This is a genomic window from Bradyrhizobium sp. 138, assembly GCF_023074075.1.
Lineage (GTDB): Bacteria > Pseudomonadota > Alphaproteobacteria > Rhizobiales > Xanthobacteraceae > Bradyrhizobium.
Map to the genome: position 1 here is coordinate 487,118 of NZ_JADPKT010000007.1, position 17,108 is coordinate 504,225.

Sequence of the window (17,108 nt, forward strand, 5' to 3'; positions counted from 1 at the left end):
GTGAGGCCAGGCATTGGCATCATCGGAACGGGCATGGTCGGCCAGATGTGCCACCTCGCCAATTTCGCAGCCAATCCCGCCTGCCGTGTCGTCGCGATCGCCGATCTGCGGCCGGACCTCGCTGCAGCCGCCGCGCAGAAATTCGGCATCCCCCAGGTTTACAGCACGCATCGCGAGTTGCTCGCAGACAGCGCGGTGTCCGCCGTCGTCGTCGTGACGAAGCGTCGCGCCACCGGCCCGATTGTCCTGGACGCGCTGAACAGCGGCCGGCACGTGCTCTCGGAAAAGCCGATGGCCTACACGACGGCCCAGGCCATTTCGCTGGTCGAAGCTGCGCGGCAGCAAAGCCTCGTCTACAGCATCGGCTACATGAAGCGTCATGATGCCGGTGTGGCGCGGGCGCTGCAGGTGCTGACGCGCTTGCGCGACGACCGGTCGCTCGGACGCATGGTCCGGGCAAGAGGCTGGTGCTTCGGCGGCGACACGGGCCGCTCGCACGATAATTTCGTGATGACCGGCGAAGCGCGGCCGGACGGGCTCGAGCTCTGGCAGGATGGTCCCGACTGGATGCCGCGCGCGATGCGTCCCGGCTACGACAATTTTCTGAACGTCTTCAGCCATATCATCAATCTGGCGCGCTACCTGCTCGGATCGTCGCCAACGATTGCCGAAAGCACGGTCGAGACTTCGGGAGCCGCACGCATCACCCTCGATTTCGACGGCATCACCTGCACGCTGGATCTCGTGAACGGGTCGGAGGGTGCCTGGCGCGAGGGACTGACGTTCGATTTCGAGCGCGGCGCGGTGACCCTGGAATTGCCTCCACCCTTTGCCGAGCACGAGGCGGAGGTCATCATCGATCACGATGGTCAGAGCACGCGACTGACGGGTGAAGCGAGCTGGGCGTTTCGGCGCCAGGCCGACGCCTTCGTTTCCGACATCGCGTCGCACGCCATACCTCTGGCCTCCGGCGAGGATTCGGTGACCGACATCGCGCTTGCGGAGACGGTCTGGAAACAGCGGGCTAGCGGCTAGGCGCGGCGCTCTTGCTGGCGCCGTCGAGCGGCAGGATGCCGGCGATCGGGCCGACCGTGATCGTGACCTGCGCAAGCTGAGCCAGAAACTCCGCAACATCGCAGCGCGCCAGCAACCGGCATTCGTAGTATTTCCGCACCAGGGTCTGGTTCGGCGCGGCTCCGGGGCCCGGTTGGAACGAGATCGTCGCCTGCGGCCCCGAGGGATCGAAATGATGGAATGCGCTTCCCGGCGCCTTCCTCGCCTCGTCCATTCCCTGGAGGATGTCCGGCCGCTCCGCACGCAGCGCAAATCCGAAAAAGGGCTGATTGCCCCAGGCAAGACGGAGCATGCCGGTGACCTCGGCGAGGCCGAACGGCACATGCCGAGACGGGTAGTCGAAAAAGCCGTCGTCGAGCGCATAAACCGTCGCGGCGGGCTGGACCCGGCCGGCAAGGTCGCGCGCCAGCGCCTCCTGCTTCAGCGTTCTCGCTTGCATGAAGACGTAGTCGCTCCACAACATGCCGATCGACGTGACCAAGCCCAACCCGAACATGACCGCAAAGGCGGCGCCGGGGGTGATCCAACGTTCGGCTTGCCGCTTGAACGCAAGTAGCGTCAGCGCCGCCGGCAGGCCGAACAACAACAGATGACGGCTCTCGTAGAAATGCGTGGATGACGGCCGCAGGCCGGCGATCAGATAGGGCGATGATAGTGCGAGGAACAGAACCACGGCGAGCACGAGCGGCAAGGCGATCGCGAGCCTGGACGTGGTCGGCTTCGCGGTGGAACGCAGCAACAGCAAGACGATGCCGACGAGCACCGCGGCCAGGATGAACAGCGCCGGGACCTGGATTGCCGCGCGGATCGCGCGGGCCAGGACGTCCCTGTAGCCGGTCACGAAAAATACCCACCATCCCCTTGCCAATTCGCCGAGCGTGGGGAAATGGGCGTCATAGTGTTGCGTGTACACGCCGATCCGTTTGAACCAGATATTGAGCGTGCCCCAGTAGGTCAGGGGAAGCACGATCAATTCCGGATAGCCGAGGGCGCAGCGCCAGGCTGCGAACCAGGTGCGACGAACGAAGCCGTCCGCCGCACGCCCGCCCCGCCATATCGCGACGTAGAGACCGAGCACCACGAAGGCATAGAGCACAATCGTCGAGTTGAGCGCGAAGCTCAGCAGGAACACGAGCGCACTGGCCAGGCGAAGCAGCACACGCCGCAGGCCGCTTGCGCTGAAGGCCAGTGTCAACAGCCCTGCACCGACGAACAGGAGCCCGAAGCTGAAGACGTAGACCGCGTTCGCCTTGCCCGCCCAAAGCTGGTAGCCCGGATAGGTCCAGACGATCAGCGCGAAACCGACCGCCTCGGCGCGGTCGAGCAGACTAAGACGCGTTGCCGTCAGCGCCAGCGATGTCGCGCCGAAGACGATTCCGGCGAACGCCAGCGAGACCATCACGGCAACAGGGGCGCCGGTCCAGTTCGCGAACGTGTCGTAGCTGTAGAAAATCGGATGACCGGCGCCGTTGAGCAGGAAATCGATGTCGATGAAATAGTCCGCACGCGGCTTGAGCACCAGCCAGTCGTCCATGAAGAGACCGTCATTCAGGAGCATCGGCGCATGCGCAGCCAGCAAGACGACGAGGAGGACGACTATCGCACGCAACAATGGGGACATCTCGGACGGAGGAACGGCATCGCCGGCAAGGATTCGCACGCCCAGGTGACGTCCGCAAGAGCGACCATGACGGGCTCCCTTGACCCGAAAAATACGACCTCCTATAGACTTTTGCTCTGGCTGGGCCTGAGAGGCGTCCGGGACGATTTTCCGCAATGAACATGCTACCGGGCCCGGCGCAAGCCGCTGCGATTGGTCTCAGCGTCGCGCTGCCGCTGCTGCTGCTGTGCTACGCGCGCATCGCCGCCACCGGCGGATCCGGCCGCCGCTTCCGGCTCGGCTGCGTCAGCGTCATCGCACTTTACGCGATCGCCTGCATCGCGCTCCCCGGTCAACGCCATTTCGACGACGTGCTTGGCGGTCTGTTCCTGTTGGCGACGGCGATGATGTTTTGCTACATCCTGTTCAGCCTGCTGGCCTGGGGCTTTACGCTGACGCTGCTCACCGCACTCGTCCAGGCCGGGCGTCCCCTCACTCTGGAGCAATGGGCCGTCGCCTATATGCAGGGCGGAGATCTCGGCACCTTCACCCACAACCGTCTGAAGCTGCTCGTCGGCGCGGGGATGGTGATCACGGCAGACGGCCGGCTGGCCCCAACGGCCAAGGGCGTGGCGGTCGCGCGTCTCGTCAAATTCGTCCGTCTGTCGACTGGACTTGAGTGAGCGGTTACGATGTCCTTCGTTGTCGGACTCTTCGCCGCCGTCACCTTCGCCTTGCTGGCGCCCGCCTTGCAGTTGATGGCCCGCGCTCGCGGATGGACGCTTGGAGCCGTGATGCTGCTCGCGATCGCCGCGGTCGTCACCCATTGTCTCGGTGTGATGCTCGGAATCCTCGTCGTCCCGCAATTCCAGTACTGGGACGCCGCGTCGATTTTCGGGTTTTGCGTCATGGGCTACGTCTTCGCTTTTGGCGCGGTGTACAAGTCGGTCTCCCTGGACATTCTGCTCGGCCTCATCAATCGGCCTGAGCAAAGGGCTCCGCTTTCGGACATCGTCGAACGGCAGGTTCCAGCTCTGTTCCAGGGACGGATTGGGAATCTGGTCGACGGCGGGCTGGTCGAACCGGTGGATTCGCACTTCGCCGCGACCGCCGCGGGGCGCGCCACGGCAGGCCGCGTCGGGCGACTGCGCCGCGCCTTCGGCATCGGCGATACCAGTCTCTACGATTTTTCCGATTAGTTGCGCGGAACACACACATCGCCGGATTCATGCCGGTTGTGCGGGGCATATCTGCGGGCCCCTTATTGTTCGCCCGGCTGAGATGACCTAGAGTTGCGCTGGGGTTCCACCAGTAAAGAGTGGCCGGCAACGGGCGGCATAAGATGACACCTTCCAGGGCGGCAAAAAGGCTTACGATCGTCATTCCTGCGCTGAACGAGCAGGACAAGATCGCCGACACCATCGACGGCGTGTTGCCGCTCGCCCGCGAGCTGCTTGACGATTTCGAGATTTTCCTGATCGACGACGGCAGCACCGACGCCACCGGCGCGATCATGGACGAGTTTGCGGCCAGCGAGCCCCGCATCACCGTGCAACATAACGCCGTACGGCGTGGTGTCGGTGCCGGCTTCGAATTCGCCCTGTCGCGCGCGAAATTCGATGCGATCACGCTCATTCCCGGCGATCACGCCTTTCAGAACGAGGGTATTGCCCGGATGTTCAAGGCGGCCGGCGCCGCGGACCTCGTCATCACCTATCGCGACAACCAGTCGGACCGCTCCGTCAACCGCTCGCTGCAGTCGCATTCGCTGCGGTTCATCCTGAACTGCCTGTTCGGCTTCTGGCTGTCCGACTATCACAGCATGATCGTCTACCCCGTGAAATGGCTGCGCCAGATCGCGGTCAAGGCCGACGGCTACGGCTATCAGATCTGCGCGTTGATCTCGCTGCTGCAGCTCGGCCTCACCTACGTGCAGGTGCCGGTGAGCCTGAACGCGGAGCTGAAGGGCTCGTCCCGTGCGCTGCGGCTGCGCACCTATTTCGAGCTCGGCGGCACCATCGTCTCGCTGCTGCGCCGCGTTCCCATCCGGGACGTCGATCGCAGCCAGGTTCCCACCGACGCGGAACGGGCCCCGGCGCGCTAGGCGACCCCGCCGGGCTTGGCGCCGAGTCAAGCGTGCGCGGTGGCTCGTGGCGATTCGCACCAGGGACGTCCGCGTCCCTATCCCGCCAGCATCCAACTTAAGTGATTGATTTGACTGGCAGGAGTGGCAGGGCTCGAACCTGCGACCCCCGGTTTTGGAGACCGGTGCTCTACCAATTGAGCTACACTCCTACAGACCCTGCGTCGCCTTAGGATCAGGGGCGCTTTCAAGCACAGAGAGCGGCCGGTTTGCAAGGGTGAACCGCGCCGGCTTCGCTTGTTTGTACCGGGGTTTCTGGGCCACAGTCCGCTTCCGACAATGAAGAACAATTGGGAGCGCCCATGACCGCTACAGCGACCGCGACCGCCGCCCCGCAGGCCACGATCACCCCGCAGACCCCGCCCTTGCCGGAGGCGCGCCCGGAGACGCTTGGGCTGTCGCGGCCTCGCCTGCAGGCCATGTCGGACGCCTTCAAGCGCGAGATCGACAAGGGAACGGTTCCCGGCGTCACCGTGCTCGTGGCGAGGGGCGGCCAGGTCGGCTGGTTCGAGGCGCTCGGCAAGCAGAGTCCGGCGGGGCCTGCGCCGATGGCGCGGGATTCGATCTTCCGGATCTTCTCGATGACCAAGCCGATCGTCTCGGTCGCCGTCATGGCGCTGGTCGAGGACGGCCACCTCCTGCTCAGCGACGCCGTCGCAAAGTTCATCCCGGAATTTGCCAGCCAACAGGTCGGCATCGTCAAGGACAGCAAGCTCGAGTTGGTGCCGCCGGCGCGGCCGATGACCGTGCAGGACCTGCTCCGCCACACCTCGGGTCTCACTTACGAGCACCAGGGCGACGGCCCCGTGCACAAGCTCTACCAGGAGTCCCGCGTCCGCAGCCGCAAGATCACCAACGCCGAGCATGCCGCATTGGTGGCGAGTTTCCCGCTGGTCTGCCAGCCTGGCGCGGAATTCAACTACAGCCGCTCCACCGACATCCTCGGCCGCATCATCGAAATCGTCAGCGGCAAGTCGCTCGGCGCGTTCCTCACTGAGCGCGTGCTCGCGCCGCTGCAGATGGCCGAGACCGGCTTCTCAACCAGCGAGGCCAATGCTGGCAGGCTTGCCGAGCCGTTCGCGGCCGATCCCTGGACCGGCGACAAGGTCGCGCTCTTCAACATGCTCGAACAGCCGGTGATGGAGTCCGGCGGCGGCGGGCTGGTCTCGACCACGATGGACTATGCCCGCTTCTGCCTGATGCTACGCAATGGCGGCACGCTCGACGGCAACAGGATCATCGGCCGCAAGACGCTGGAGCTGATGGCGTCGGATCATCTCGGTCCGCACGTTCAGACCAACGGCACGCTGCTCTCGCCCGGCCACGGCTTCGGTCTCGGCTTCGCGGTGCGCCGCGAGGCCGGCATCGCGCCCTTCCCCGGTAGCGTCGGCCAGTATTTCTGGAGCGGCATTGCCGGCACGTTCTTCTGGATCGATCCGAAGGAAGATTTGTTCGCGGTGTTCATGAGCCAGGGCCCCGGCCAGCGCGACTACACGCGGACCTTGGTGCGGGATCTGGTCTACGGCGCGGTGGAGTGAGGAGAGGATTCGGCTGACTTGAACGAACGATCGAGCGGCGAACTCGGTGCAACCTCTCCCGCTTGCGGGAGAGGTCGGCGCGTAGCGCCGGGTGAGGGCTTTCCCCTCATCGGGAATCTCACTGCGGAGACAACCCTCTCCCCAGCCCTCTCCCGCAAGCGGGAGAGGGAGCGCACCGTCCATCACGGCCGCACCTCGGCCTAACCTCAACTGATCGTCGCGCCGCCGTCGATCACCATGGTCTGGCCGGTCATGAAGTCGCCGGCCGCAGATCCCAGGAACACCGCCGCACCCGCGATCTCGTCGGGGATGCCGATGCGCAAGAGTGGCGAGCGCGAGGTCGAGGCTTTCAAATTCTCCGGATTGTCCCACAGCGCCTTGGCAAAGTCGGTCTTGATCAGGCCAGGTGCGATGCAGTTCACGCGGATATTGTGCTTGCCGTATTCGCAAGCGAGATTGCGCGCGAGCTGCATGTCGGCGGCCTTGGAGATCGCGTAGGCGCCGAGGATGGTCGAGCCTTTCAAACCGCCGATCGAGGAGACGATGATGACCGAGCCGTCCTTGCGCTCGATCATCTGCGGCACCACCATCGAGATCAGCCAGTTGTTGGCGACGATGTTGTTGTCCAGGATCTTCCTGAACTGATCGTCGGAGATGCCGGCGAGCGGGCCGTAATACGGGTTCGAGGCGGCGTTGCAGACCAGCACGTCGATCTTGCCGAAGGCACGGTTGCTCTCGTCGACGAGGTTTTGCAGATTCTCCTTCGACGAGATGTTGGCGGCGATCGCGACCGCGGTGCCCTTGCCGTACTTGCCGTTGATGCCCTTCGCCACCTCTTCGCAAACGTCGGCCTTGCGCGAGGAGATCACCACCTTGGCGCCGTGCTCGGCCATGCGCTCGGCAATCGCAAGCCCGATGCCGCGCGTCGATCCCGTGATGACGGCGACTTTCCCCTTCATGTCGAACAAGGTCATGTGTCTCTCCCAGAGTACGATTTGATTTGGCCCCGAGCTTACGTCGCGTCGGTGCGAGCGCGCAATTTCTCAGGCCAGCTTCTTGACTTCCGGTCCCGCCGGCTGATGCATCGCCGCGTGCGCAGCGTCGGCGATCCACGGTTGCTGGTTCACCATCGGCAGCCGCCAGACCGTGCGCTCGGGACTTGCGAAATGATCGAGCCGGGTCACCGAGACATTGTCGATATCGAACGCCAGCCCCTGCTCCGGCAGGCCCCCGAGCGCGAGGCCGACGGCCGCCTTGATGGTGCCGCCATGCGCGACCGCGATGATGTCCTGCCCGGACGCCTCGTTGTTGATCCGCTCGATGGTGCGGCGCGTGCGGTTGTAGAGGTCCACGAAGCTTTCGCCGCCGGGAGCGGGCTCGTTGATGTCGGCGAACCAGCTCGTGCCGACCGGGCGGCTGGCGATGAACTCCGCACGGTTCATGCCCTGCCAGCGGCCGAGATTTTGCTCGGCGAGGTCCGCTTCCCGTTTCATCAACGCAGGCCTGGGGAAGCCGGCCGCCCAGATCGCTTCGGCCGTTTGGTGCGTGCGCTTCAGATTGCTCGAATACCACACCGCAGTGCGTGGCAGCACCTTGGCGACAGCATTGAATACATAGGTATCGCTGGTATCACAGGCGATGTCGGACTGGCCGTAGATGTTACCGCCGTCATTGCGCACCGGCGCGTGACGGACCCACCACCACCGTGTCGTGACCACCTTCGGCTTGTCTTCGGCTGTCATCGAAACCCTTCCATCCCGTTTGATGTCGCTGTACGTCAGTAGCGAACGTGTCTCAAGACACTTTACCGTTTGAAATCTTGTTTGAAATTCCGTCGCGCGGCAAGGGCCGCGCGAGGCACAAGGGAGAAACGCATGGGCCGCCTGCAAGGCAAATCCGTCATCATCACCGGCGCCGGCAGCGGCATCGGTCGCGCCGCCGCGCTGCTGTTCACCCGCGAAGGCGCAAAGCTCGTTGCGGTCGATCGTACCGAGGCGGTGAAGGAGACCGTCGACGAGATCAAGAAAGCCGGCGGTGTCGCGGAGGCCATTATGGCGGATGCGGGCTCCGAGGCTGACGTCATTGCCGTGATCGACAAGGCGGTGAAGACCCACGGCCGGCTCGACGTGATCTGGGCCAACGCGGGCGTCTCCGGTGGACTCGTGCCGCTCGGAGAACAGACGGTGGAGCATTGGCAGGAGGTGTTGCGTGTCAATCTGATCGGGCCGTTCCTGGCGGTGAAGCATGCGATGCCGCACATGGTGAAGCAGCAGTCCGGTGCGATCGTGCTGACCGCGTCCGTCGCGGGCCTCAAGGCCGGCGCCAGCGGACATCCCTATGCCGCGAGCAAGGCCGGCGTGATCAGTCTGGTGCAGACCACCGCCTATTCGCTCACCGGCACCGGCGTGCGCATCAACGCAGTGTGCCCCGGCTTGATCGAAACAGGCATGACCAAGCCGATCTTCGACCGCGCCAAGGAGCGCGGCACCCAGGACAAGATCGGCCAGCTCAACCCGCTCAAGCGCCCCGGCCAACCGCACGAGCTCGCGGCGATGGGCCTGTTTCTGGCCAGCGACGAGGCCTCGTATGTCAACGGCCAGGCATTCCCGGTGGATGGCGGCCTCACGGCCTCGATGCCGTATACGGGGAAACCGGTGTAACGAACTCCGCTCGTGTCCCGGACGCGCCGCAGCGTTCCTACGCTGCTGCGCAGAGCCGGATCCAGCAGGTTGTTCGTTCCATTGCACATAGGCCCCGGCTCTGCAGCGCACCGTCGAAGAGACGCTGCGCTGCGTCCGGGGCACGACCTCATCGCTCGGGCGCGTACTGCATCAACACCGTCACTGCGAGCGCAGCGAAGCAATCCAGACTGCCGCTGCGGAAAGACTCTGGATTGCTTCGTCGCAAGGGCTCCTCGCAATGACGGAGTGTGTGGCGAATGCGTCGCTCTTTCAATCTGCATTTCAATTTCAGACACACTTTCGCATTCTCGCGGCGCATTTCGCCCGAGCTTTGCTTCATCTCTTCACCCTCGATTGAAAGAGGGCGCAGGGAAGACCGGGTGCTGACCTGGCACCCGCGGTCCACTGTGCGAAGCGTGTGCTTAAAAAAAGCTGCACAGCGGCATACAGGTGAAGCCCAACAACCGGCCTTCCCTGCGCAATGGTTTTACGGCTTATGTCGTGCTCTCCCCGGGGAGCGTTGCACTATTGCCCCCGTCGCCTTGCAGATGAATGATGCGTGGGCCCGGTTGAGCCACACTCATCGCCGCAAGCCTTGACGCACAGATCCCGGGCGTCAGGACCACACGATTTTGCCGTACGCTGATCACACCGGTCGTGTGCGCGACGCTCTCGCTCACGGTTACCCGCCCTGCGAAGCTCTTCGCGCCGATGTGACCTGCGTCCACCGCCGCCCGGCCCGCGTTCGTGACGGTCGCGATACGCCCCTCTTCCTTGGGCCGGGTTGCCGCGACACATACGCCCTTTCCGAATTTCGGTAAAGTGGAATATTTTTGGCGGCGCGGATTGACCGACCCATGGCGGGTTTTGCCCGTCGGGCAACGCAAGGTGTTGTGGCCTGCAGTCTCGTAGGGTGGGTTAGCGGAGCGTAACCCACCTCTTATGCGCCAGCGGAAACCGAAATGGTGGGTTACGCTGCGCTAACCCACCCTACGAACCTCTACGGGACCGCGTTGATTTGCCCCACCCCGCCTCACATTGGTATGGTTCCTGCAAGCACTTCAGCCTCCATACTCCCTGACAGAACGAGACAATGCAGAGCTCAAGACCCGAACGTATTCGAAAACTCCTCGCCGACCTCGTCGGCTTCGACACCGTCAGCGACCGCAGCAACCTGCCCCTGATCGCCCATATCGAAAGCTATCTCGCCGCGTTCGGCATCAAGGGCGAGCGCATCGTCGATGCGACCGGGCAAAAGGCTTCGCTGTGGGTCACGATCGGACCGGAGGATCGACCAGGCTTGGTGCTGTCGGGCCATACCGACGTCGTGCCGATCGTGGGCCAGGACTGGAACCACGATCCGTTCAAGCTGATCGAGCGCGACGGCAAGCTCTTTGGGCGCGGCACCACCGACATGAAAGGGTTTGTGGCGGTGTGCCTTGCCATGGTGCCGGAGATGGTGGAGGCCAAGCTGAAGACGCCGATTCACCTCGCGATCTCCTATGACGAGGAGATCGGCTGCGTCGGCGTGCGGCCGATGCTCGGCGAGGTCGCAAAGAAACGGGTCAAACCGCTCGGTGCCTTCATCGGCGAGCCGACCGAGATGAAGGTGATCATCGGCCACAAGGGCAAGCACGGGGTGCGCGCGACGTTTCATGGACTCGCTCGCCATTCCTCGATCGCGCCCGACGGCGTCAACGCGATCGAATATGCCGCCGAGCTGATCGTCGAGATCCGCCGCCGGGCCGTTGCGCTCGCGGCCGCGCGGTCAAACGACAGCCTCTACGACGTTCCGCACTCGACGCTGCTCACCAGCATCGTGCATGGCGGCGCCGCGCTGAACATCGTGCCTGACACTTGCACGGTGGATTTCGAATGCCGCGGCATCGGCATCACCGAGTCGCGCGAAGTCACGGATGCGATCGTCGCCTGGGCCAAGGCCGAGCTCGAGCCGGCGATGAAAGCGCGGCATGCGGATTGCGGCATCGATTTCGAGGAGATCCTCGACTATCCCGCGCTCGACACCGCGGCCGACGCCGCCATCGTCACGCTGGCCAAGAGCCTTGCGGGACGCAACGACCACGCCAAGGTCGCCTTCGGCACCGAAGCCAGCCTGTTCGCTGACATCGCCGGCATCCCCTCGGTGGTGATCGGGCCGGGATCGATCGCGCAGGCGCACACGCCGGATGAGTTCGTGGAGATGGCGGAGTTGGAGAAATGCGCGGGCTTCGTGGAGAGGCTGATCGCGCATTGCGCGAAGGGTTGAAAGTGTAGGGCGGATTAGCGCAGCGTAATCCGCCATCGCCCTCTCGTCGTATGAACGGCGGATTACGCTCCGCTAATCCGCCCTACGGTATGGACGCGAATTGGGGTCTCGTATCCTGCCTCCTCGCCCCAAACCAAAGGCGCGGCCATCCTAGCCGCGCCTTCGTCATTCCTACACCGCGCCCGCCTTCTGCGCGTATTCCCAGGATGCCTTTGACAGCGGCACGGTGCGCTTGGCGGACTCCAGGGCCTTGGCGTTGGCGGCGGTGCCGTCGCGGACGCGGCCGGCAATGCCTTGCGTGATGCCGGCGAGGCGAAACAGATTGTAGGCGAAGTACCAGTTGAGGTCGGGCACCGTCATCTTGGTGACGTTGCAATAGATCTGCGCGGCCTCCTCCACGCTCGGGATGTTGAGCGCCTTGAGGTCGGCGCCGTCGAGCCCCGGCATGATCCACTGCATCAAGAGATAAGTGAAGTCGGCCATGGGATCGCCGAGCGTCGACAGCTCCCAGTCCAGCACCGCCTGCACGCGCGGTTCCGTCGCGTGGAAAATCATATTGTCGAGGCGATAGTCGCCATGGACGATCGAGACGCGCGCCTGCTCCGGCACGGTCCTGGGCAGCCATTCGGCGACTTTCTCGAACTCGGGAATGTGCTGCGTTTCCGACGCGCGGTATTGCTTGGTCCAGCGGTCGATCTGGCGCGCAAAGTAGTTGCCGGGCTTGCCGAAATCGCCGAGGCCGATCGCCGTGGGATCGTACATGTGGAGCTTGGCCAGCGTCTCGATCTTGCTGGTGAAGATCTTTCGCCGCGCATCGCCATCCTGGCTCGGCAGCGTCGGATCCCAGAACACGCGCCCTTCCTCCATCGACATAATGTAGAAGGCGGCACCGATGACGCCGTCGTCCTGGCACAGCGCATAGGCACGCGCGACCGGAAAACCCTGCTTTCCAAGGGCCGCGATGACACGGTATTCGCGGTCGACCGCATGCGCCGATGGCAGCAATTTGCCGAACGGCTTGCGGCGCATCACGTAGGAACGGTTCGGCGTGTTCAGGCGATAGGTCGGATTGGACTGGCCGCCCCTAAACTGGAGCACGACCAGCGGGCCCTCGAAGCCTTCGACGTTGTCCCGCATCCAGGCTTCCAGGCGCAGCTCGTCGAAACGATGCCGCTCCTCGACGGGCTTGGTGCCCGAAAACTCTTCGTCTTTCCTGACGCCGTCGGCCACGATGACGCTCCCTTTTCAGTCCTGACCTTTTCAGGTCGAGCATGATCCTAATCGGTAACCGCTGACGCACTTGCGTCAAGCGGTCACCGCATCATGCCTGTCGTTTCTTCAGATCGGGAGCGCCTCCCGGCTCTCCCTCCCAGAGATTCCGTTCCGACAAGTCGGAACGGAATCTCCAGATTCGTAGTTTAACGCGTTTTCTTAGCGCGAACCGGCAACCACTTCGCTTGAAAACGCGCTAATGATTGGGAGAATTTGCATACTTCCGAACCTCAAGTCTGGCAATGGCGCGATTGTGCACCTCGTCCGGACCGTCGGCGAGACGGAGCGTGCGGATGTGGGCGTAGTCCTTGGCGAGGCCCGCCTCATCCGAGACACCGGCGCCGCCAAAAGCCTGGATCGCCTCGTCGATGATCTTCAGCGCCATGTTGGGCGCGGCGACCTTGATCATGGCGATCTCGGCCTGCGCGGTCTTGTTGCCGACCTTGTCCATCATGTCGGCAGCCTTGAGGCACAGCAGCCGCGTCATCTCGATGTTGGTGCGGGCTTCGCCGATGCGCTGCTCCCACACGGAGTGCTCGACGATCTTCTTGCCAAAGGCGGTGCGCGAGGACAGACGCTTCACCATCTTCTCCAGCGCCTCCTCGGCCTTGCCGATGGTACGCATGCAGTGATGGATGCGGCCGGGGCCGAGGCGTCCCTGCGCGATCTCGAAGCCGCGGCCTTCGCCCAGCAGGATGTTCTCCTTGGGCACGCGGACGTTCTCAAGCAGCACCTGGGCGTGGCCGTGCGGCGCGTCGTCGAAGCCGAACACGGGCAGCATCTTCTCGACCTTGATACCGGGGGTGTCGAGCGGAACCAGGATCTGCGACTGCTGCTGGTGCTTGGCCGCCTTGAAATCGGTCTTGCCCATCAGGATCGCGATCTTGCAGCGGGGATCGCCGACGCCGGACGACCACCATTTGCGGCCGTTGATGACGTAATGATCGCCATCCTTCTCGATCCGCGTCTCGATGTTGGTGGCATCCGACGAGGCCACCGCCGGTTCCGTCATCAGGAAGGCGGAGCGGATCTCGCCGTCCATCAGCGGGCGCAGCCATTTGCGCTTCTGCTCCTTGGAGCCGTAGCGGATGAACACTTCCATGTTGCCGGTGTCGGGCGCGGAACAGTTGAATACTTCCGAGGCCCAGCTGATGCGGCCCATCTCTTCCGACAGCAGCGCGTATTCGATATTGGTCAATCCCGCGCCGCGGAATTCGTCGTCCTCATGCTCGCTCGGCGGCATGAACATGTTCCAGAGGCCCTCGGCCTTCGCCTTTTTCTTGAGGTCTTCGAGGATCGGAATCACTTTCCAGCGCTCGCCGCTGTGATCCTGCTGATCGTAGATCGGCACCGCCGGGCGCACGTGCTTGGCCATGAAGGACCGCACGCGGTCGAGCCATTCCTTCTGCTTGGGGGACAGATCGAAATCCATGGGACGCTCCTCGTCTCTCGTTGCGAGCTTGCTTGCTTCGCGGGCTGTTTTGCGCCGGACTGTCCTCCCCTTGCGCGCAGCCCGCAAGCGCAGGCTTGCGGACGCTTCGGAACCAACCTTTCGCGTTGCGAACGGGTCCCGATTGCGGATTGACATCTCCGACCTTCAAACGATAGTTTCATACAACTGTTTGAATTGCAACTCCCTCCCCTCAGGGACAGTCATGGCCAGCGATCATACGAGATCTGCCATTCTTACCGCCGCAGAACGGCTCTACGCCGATCGCGGCTTTAGCGACGTGACGCTGCGCGACATCGTCGCGGAGGCCGGCGTCAATTTGGCGGCGGTGAACTATCATTTCGGCTCGAAGGACGAGCTGATCGCGGAATTATTCGTCACCCGCTCGGTTCAGACCAACCGCGAGCGCCTGCGCGAATTGAAGGCGGCGGAAGAACAAGGCGGCGGCCGCGCGCCGATCGAGGTGATCCTGCGCGCGCTGGTCGGGCCGACGCTGCGCGGCTGCCTCGGCCCCGAGAACCAGCGCTCGACCGCGGCGCGCTTCATGATCCGCGCCTCGATCGAATCCGTGCCGCCGATCCGCCGCATCAAGAACCGCGAGATCGACCATCTCAGGAAATTCGCCGGCGCGATGCGGCGCGCCCTGCCCGAGCGCAGCGACGTCGACATCTATTGGGGTCTGAACTTCGCGCTGGCGATGGCGCACCACACCATCCGCGAGAGCGAGCGGCTGACCAAGCTGTCGGAAGGCAAATGCGATCTCGACGACGTCGAGGACGTCGTCGCGCGCGTGGTCAGCGTGGCGACGATGGCGCTGACGGCGGGAAAGGCGGAGACGAAGGCGGCACCACGGGTGGCGGCGCGCTGACCTCACATCATGGCGATGCAGTCGATCTCGACGTCGAAGGGGCCGAACCATTCCGGCGTGCAGACGAAGATCCGCGCCGGCGGATCGTTCGGGAAGTAGCGCGCATAGACGGCGTTGAAGACGGCGAAGTGTTTGGTCGAGGTGCAGTAGACGTTGCACTTCATGACGTTGTCGAGCGAAGCGCCGGCCGCCTGGAGGCAGAGCTTCATCTGCTCCATCACGAGCTCGCTCTGCCGCTCGATCGGCACTTCCGCGATCTCGCCGGTCTCGGGGTCGAACGGCGGCAGGCCCGAGACGAAGATCATGTGGCCGGCGCGCGTCACCGGCGAGACCGGTGCGTTGCGACGGGTGAGAAAGGTCGAGATCGGTTCGACGCGGAGCGCTTCGCGTTTCATGGTCAGCCACCTTCGGTTCGAGCGAGACTGACGCCGTGCTACATCATCATTGCAGCCGGCATGTTTCGCTTCTGATCGAACTGTGGCGGGGGTGATTACGCCCGCTGCGGCATCTCCTCGGCCTCTTCCTTGGCGAGCAGCAGCAGCATCTCGATGCCCATCTCGCCTTCCTGCGGCGAGCGGATGAACTTGATCTCGTCGGCACTCTGCCGCAGTGCGGCAACGATGGCGACGGCCTGATTGGCGGTGGCCGCCTCGGTCGCCAGAATTGCCTTCTGGTTCTTCGCCTGGAACCCGATCGTGTAGGACATTCACTTCCCTCCCCGGACTCGACTGGAGGGATCGAATCAGAGTCTCGCGCGGAACGGAAGCCTGTGAGACTACGGACCGGGATTATCTGGGGATGGCCCGCAAGCCCCGGGCAAGCCGGAGGATCGCGCGCGGCTTCGTCAAAGCTAAATGATCCCCTGCTGCTTCAGCGTCTCGATCTTCTCCGCGTCATAGCCGAGCTTGCCGCCGAGCACTTCCTTGGTGTGCTCGCCGAGCAGCGGCGGCGCGCGGTATTGGGTGATCGGAGTGCCCGAAAGCGTCAGCGCGTTGCGGATCAGCGAGAGCTCGGGCTCGAACTTGTGCTGCGTCTTCACCCGCATGCCGCGCGACTGGACATGCGGATCGGAAAACACTTGCTCGAAATTGTTGATCGGGCCCGAGGGCACGCCGGCCTCTTCCAGCTTCTCCAGCCAATAGGCCACCGGCTGCTTCAGGAACAGGCCGGCGAAGATCGCCATGATCTCCTTGCCGTGCACGACGCGGTCGTTATTCCTGAGGAAGCGCGGATCGTTCGCGAGCTCCGGCTCGCCGAGCACGGCGCAGGTGCGCTGGAACTGGCCGTCATTGCCGACCACCAGCATCAATTCGCCATCGGTGCAGCGGAACACGCCGGCCGGCATGCCGCCATTGCCCCAGGTGCCGCGGCGCGGCGGGGTCTTGCCGTTGACGAGGTAGATCTGCAGCCAGTGCGACAGCGACGCGATGACGGTGTCGAACAGGCAGACGTCGATGTGCTGCCCCTGCCCGTCATTGGCATCGCGATGGTAGAGCGCCGAGAGAATCCCGATCGAGGTGTTCATGCCGGTCATGTAGTCGACAATGGAAGGTCCGACCTTCATCGGGCCCTCGCCCGGCTCGCCGTCCATATGCCCGGTGACGCTCATCAGGCCGCCCATCGCCTGCAGGATGGCGTCATAGCCGGCGCGCGGCGCATAGGGTCCGGTCTGGCCGAAGCCGGTCACCGAGCAATAGATGATGCCGGGGTTGATCGCCTTGATCGTCTCGTAGTCGAGGCCGTAGCGCTTGAGATCGCCGACCTTGTAGTTCTCCATGAAGACGTCGACGTCCCTGGCGAGCTCGCGAATGATCGCCTGCCCTTCGGGCTTGGCGATGTTGACCGTGACCGACTTCTTGTTGCGGTTGGCGCAGAGGTAGAAGGAATTGTTGTTGTTGGCCTTGCCTTCCGGATCGGTCAGGTAAGGCGGCCCGAACGCGCGCGCGTCGTCGCCGGTGCCCGGCCGCTCGATCTTGATCACCTCCGCGCCGAGATCGCCCAGCATCTGGGCCGACAACGGCCCGGCGAGGACGCGCGTGAGGTCAAGGATCTTGATGCCTGAGAGCGGCAGGGCCGACATGTAAGCTTCCTCCGGGAACTGGATCTTGGCGCGGCGGCGAGATCGCAGCCCGCGCTCCCTGCGGATACACTATTTTCGCGCCCTGAGCCCTGCACTAACGGCATACGGCCATCTCCTGCCGGGGACCGAAGGCAAC

Annotated in this window: 17 protein-coding genes and 1 tRNA gene; 9 read left to right on the top strand and 9 right to left on the bottom strand. The window is 63.9% G+C overall.

Features of this window, described 5'->3' with window-relative positions:
• Window positions 1–1,035, top strand: a complete 1,035-nt coding sequence (locus IVA79_RS06835) for a Gfo/Idh/MocA family oxidoreductase (protein ID WP_247551193.1) — start codon at window positions 1–3, stop codon at window positions 1,033–1,035.
• Here IVA79_RS06835 and IVA79_RS06840 read toward each other — a convergent pair.
• A complete protein-coding gene (locus tag IVA79_RS06840; RefSeq protein ID WP_247551195.1) occupies window positions 1,025–2,632 on the bottom strand; it encodes a hypothetical protein in 1,608 nt (535 codons plus the stop codon). The genes IVA79_RS06835 and IVA79_RS06840 overlap by 11 nt on opposite strands.
• Window positions 2,633–2,638: 6 nt before the next feature.
• Between IVA79_RS06840 and IVA79_RS06845 the strand changes: the two genes are divergently transcribed.
• The 4 genes from IVA79_RS06845 (at window position 2,639) to IVA79_RS06860 (ending at window position 4,778) form a co-directional block, all read left to right on the top strand.
• Entirely contained in the window at window positions 2,639–2,854 is a 216-nt protein-coding gene (locus IVA79_RS06845) for a hypothetical protein (protein ID WP_247551197.1), read from the top strand.
• Window positions 2,851–3,357 carry a hypothetical protein gene (locus tag IVA79_RS06850; RefSeq protein ID WP_247551199.1) on the top strand — a complete coding sequence of 169 codons (507 nt, stop codon included), beginning with the start codon at window positions 2,851–2,853 and terminating at the stop codon, window positions 3,355–3,357. Before IVA79_RS06845 ends, IVA79_RS06850 begins: the two co-directional genes overlap by 4 nt.
• Before the next feature lie 111 nt (window positions 3,358–3,468).
• Window positions 3,469–3,873, top strand: a complete 405-nt coding sequence (locus IVA79_RS06855; RefSeq protein ID WP_247551201.1) for a hypothetical protein — start codon at window positions 3,469–3,471, stop codon at window positions 3,871–3,873.
• Between the two features lie 143 nt (window positions 3,874–4,016).
• On the top strand, window positions 4,017–4,778 hold the full coding sequence (locus IVA79_RS06860; protein ID WP_247551203.1) for a glycosyltransferase family 2 protein: 762 nt from the start codon (window positions 4,017–4,019) through the stop codon (window positions 4,776–4,778).
• Between the two features lie 115 nt (window positions 4,779–4,893).
• Here IVA79_RS06860 and IVA79_RS06865 read toward each other — a convergent pair.
• Window positions 4,894–4,969: transfer RNA gene (locus IVA79_RS06865), tRNA-Trp, on the bottom strand.
• Window positions 4,970–5,119: 150 nt separating this feature from the next.
• Between IVA79_RS06865 and IVA79_RS06870 the strand changes: the two genes are divergently transcribed.
• Complete coding sequence (locus IVA79_RS06870; RefSeq protein WP_247551205.1) at window positions 5,120–6,355, top strand: serine hydrolase domain-containing protein; 1,236 nt, start codon at window positions 5,120–5,122, stop codon at window positions 6,353–6,355.
• A gap of 206 nt (window positions 6,356–6,561) precedes the next feature.
• Here IVA79_RS06870 and IVA79_RS06875 read toward each other — a convergent pair whose 3' ends face one another.
• Both IVA79_RS06875 and IVA79_RS06880 read right to left on the bottom strand, forming a co-directional pair.
• The gene (locus IVA79_RS06875; protein WP_247551207.1) at window positions 6,562–7,329 is read right to left on the bottom strand and encodes an SDR family oxidoreductase; all 768 of its coding nucleotides are present in this window, start codon (window positions 7,327–7,329) and stop codon (window positions 6,562–6,564) included.
• Between the two features lie 69 nt (window positions 7,330–7,398).
• Window positions 7,399–8,097 (bottom strand): histidine phosphatase family protein, encoded by a 699-nt coding sequence (locus IVA79_RS06880; RefSeq protein WP_247551209.1) that lies wholly within the window; start codon window positions 8,095–8,097, stop codon window positions 7,399–7,401.
• Window positions 8,098–8,229: 132 nt separating this feature from the next.
• Between IVA79_RS06880 and IVA79_RS06885 the strand changes: the two genes are divergently transcribed.
• Window positions 8,230–9,015 carry an SDR family oxidoreductase gene (locus tag IVA79_RS06885; RefSeq protein WP_247551211.1) on the top strand — a complete coding sequence of 262 codons (786 nt, stop codon included), beginning with the start codon at window positions 8,230–8,232 and terminating at the stop codon, window positions 9,013–9,015.
• A gap of 1,114 nt (window positions 9,016–10,129) precedes the next feature.
• Window positions 10,130–11,302 (top strand): acetylornithine deacetylase, encoded by a 1,173-nt coding sequence (argE, locus tag IVA79_RS06890; RefSeq protein ID WP_247551213.1) that lies wholly within the window; start codon window positions 10,130–10,132, stop codon window positions 11,300–11,302.
• Window positions 11,303–11,473: 171 nt separating this feature from the next.
• Here argE and IVA79_RS06895 read toward each other — a convergent pair whose 3' ends face one another.
• Together IVA79_RS06895 and IVA79_RS06900 are read right to left on the bottom strand one after the other, a co-directional pair.
• A complete protein-coding gene (locus IVA79_RS06895) occupies window positions 11,474–12,532 on the bottom strand; it encodes a phosphotransferase family protein (protein WP_247551215.1) in 1,059 nt (352 codons plus the stop codon).
• 238 nt (window positions 12,533–12,770) lie between these two features.
• The gene (locus IVA79_RS06900; RefSeq protein WP_247551217.1) at window positions 12,771–14,006 is read right to left on the bottom strand and encodes an acyl-CoA dehydrogenase family protein; all 1,236 of its coding nucleotides are present in this window, start codon (window positions 14,004–14,006) and stop codon (window positions 12,771–12,773) included.
• A gap of 223 nt (window positions 14,007–14,229) precedes the next feature.
• Between IVA79_RS06900 and IVA79_RS06905 the strand changes: the two genes are divergently transcribed.
• Window positions 14,230–14,892: a TetR/AcrR family transcriptional regulator gene (locus tag IVA79_RS06905; RefSeq protein ID WP_247551219.1), complete on the top strand. Its 663-nt coding sequence runs from the start codon at window positions 14,230–14,232 to the stop codon at window positions 14,890–14,892.
• Window positions 14,893–14,894: 2 nt separating this feature from the next.
• On the opposite strand, the gene IVA79_RS06910 is transcribed toward IVA79_RS06905, so the two are convergent.
• The 3 genes from IVA79_RS06910 to IVA79_RS06920 form a co-directional block, all read right to left on the bottom strand.
• The gene (locus IVA79_RS06910; RefSeq protein ID WP_247551221.1) at window positions 14,895–15,287 is read right to left on the bottom strand and encodes a RidA family protein; all 393 of its coding nucleotides are present in this window, start codon (window positions 15,285–15,287) and stop codon (window positions 14,895–14,897) included.
• Between the two features lie 95 nt (window positions 15,288–15,382).
• Window positions 15,383–15,598, bottom strand: coding sequence for a hypothetical protein (locus tag IVA79_RS06915; RefSeq protein WP_212092247.1), 216 nt, complete (start codon window positions 15,596–15,598; stop codon window positions 15,383–15,385).
• A 144-nt stretch (window positions 15,599–15,742) separates the two neighbouring features.
• On the bottom strand, window positions 15,743–16,972 hold the full coding sequence (locus tag IVA79_RS06920; RefSeq protein WP_247551223.1) for a CaiB/BaiF CoA-transferase family protein: 1,230 nt from the start codon (window positions 16,970–16,972) through the stop codon (window positions 15,743–15,745).
• Between the last annotated feature and the right edge of the window lie 136 nt (window positions 16,973–17,108).

Excerpts from the sequence above, each read along its gene's own strand:
- IVA79_RS06840 (WP_247551195.1), bottom strand. The coding sequence starts at position 2,632 with ATGCTCCTGAATGACGGTCTCTTCATGGACGACTGGCTGGTGCTCAAG.
- IVA79_RS06845 (WP_247551197.1), top strand. The coding sequence starts at position 2,639 with ATGCGCAGCCAGCAAGACGACGAGGAGGACGACTATCGCACGCAACAA.
- IVA79_RS06850 (WP_247551199.1), top strand. The coding sequence starts at position 2,851 with ATGAACATGCTACCGGGCCCGGCGCAAGCCGCTGCGATTGGTCTCAGC.
- IVA79_RS06855 (WP_247551201.1), top strand. The coding sequence starts at position 3,469 with ATGCTGCTCGCGATCGCCGCGGTCGTCACCCATTGTCTCGGTGTGATG.
- IVA79_RS06860 (WP_247551203.1), top strand. The coding sequence starts at position 4,017 with ATGACACCTTCCAGGGCGGCAAAAAGGCTTACGATCGTCATTCCTGCG.
- IVA79_RS06870 (WP_247551205.1), top strand. The coding sequence starts at position 5,120 with ATGACCGCTACAGCGACCGCGACCGCCGCCCCGCAGGCCACGATCACC.
- IVA79_RS06875 (WP_247551207.1), bottom strand. The coding sequence starts at position 7,329 with ATGACCTTGTTCGACATGAAGGGGAAAGTCGCCGTCATCACGGGATCG.
- IVA79_RS06880 (WP_247551209.1), bottom strand. The coding sequence starts at position 8,097 with ATGACAGCCGAAGACAAGCCGAAGGTGGTCACGACACGGTGGTGGTGG.
- IVA79_RS06885 (WP_247551211.1), top strand. The coding sequence starts at position 8,230 with ATGGGCCGCCTGCAAGGCAAATCCGTCATCATCACCGGCGCCGGCAGC.
- argE (WP_247551213.1), top strand. The coding sequence starts at position 10,130 with ATGCAGAGCTCAAGACCCGAACGTATTCGAAAACTCCTCGCCGACCTC.
- IVA79_RS06900 (WP_247551217.1), bottom strand. The coding sequence starts at position 14,006 with ATGGATTTCGATCTGTCCCCCAAGCAGAAGGAATGGCTCGACCGCGTG.
- IVA79_RS06905 (WP_247551219.1), top strand. The coding sequence starts at position 14,230 with ATGGCCAGCGATCATACGAGATCTGCCATTCTTACCGCCGCAGAACGG.
- IVA79_RS06910 (WP_247551221.1), bottom strand. The coding sequence starts at position 15,287 with ATGAAACGCGAAGCGCTCCGCGTCGAACCGATCTCGACCTTTCTCACC.
- IVA79_RS06915 (WP_212092247.1), bottom strand. The coding sequence starts at position 15,598 with ATGTCCTACACGATCGGGTTCCAGGCGAAGAACCAGAAGGCAATTCTG.
- IVA79_RS06920 (WP_247551223.1), bottom strand. The coding sequence starts at position 16,972 with ATGTCGGCCCTGCCGCTCTCAGGCATCAAGATCCTTGACCTCACGCGC.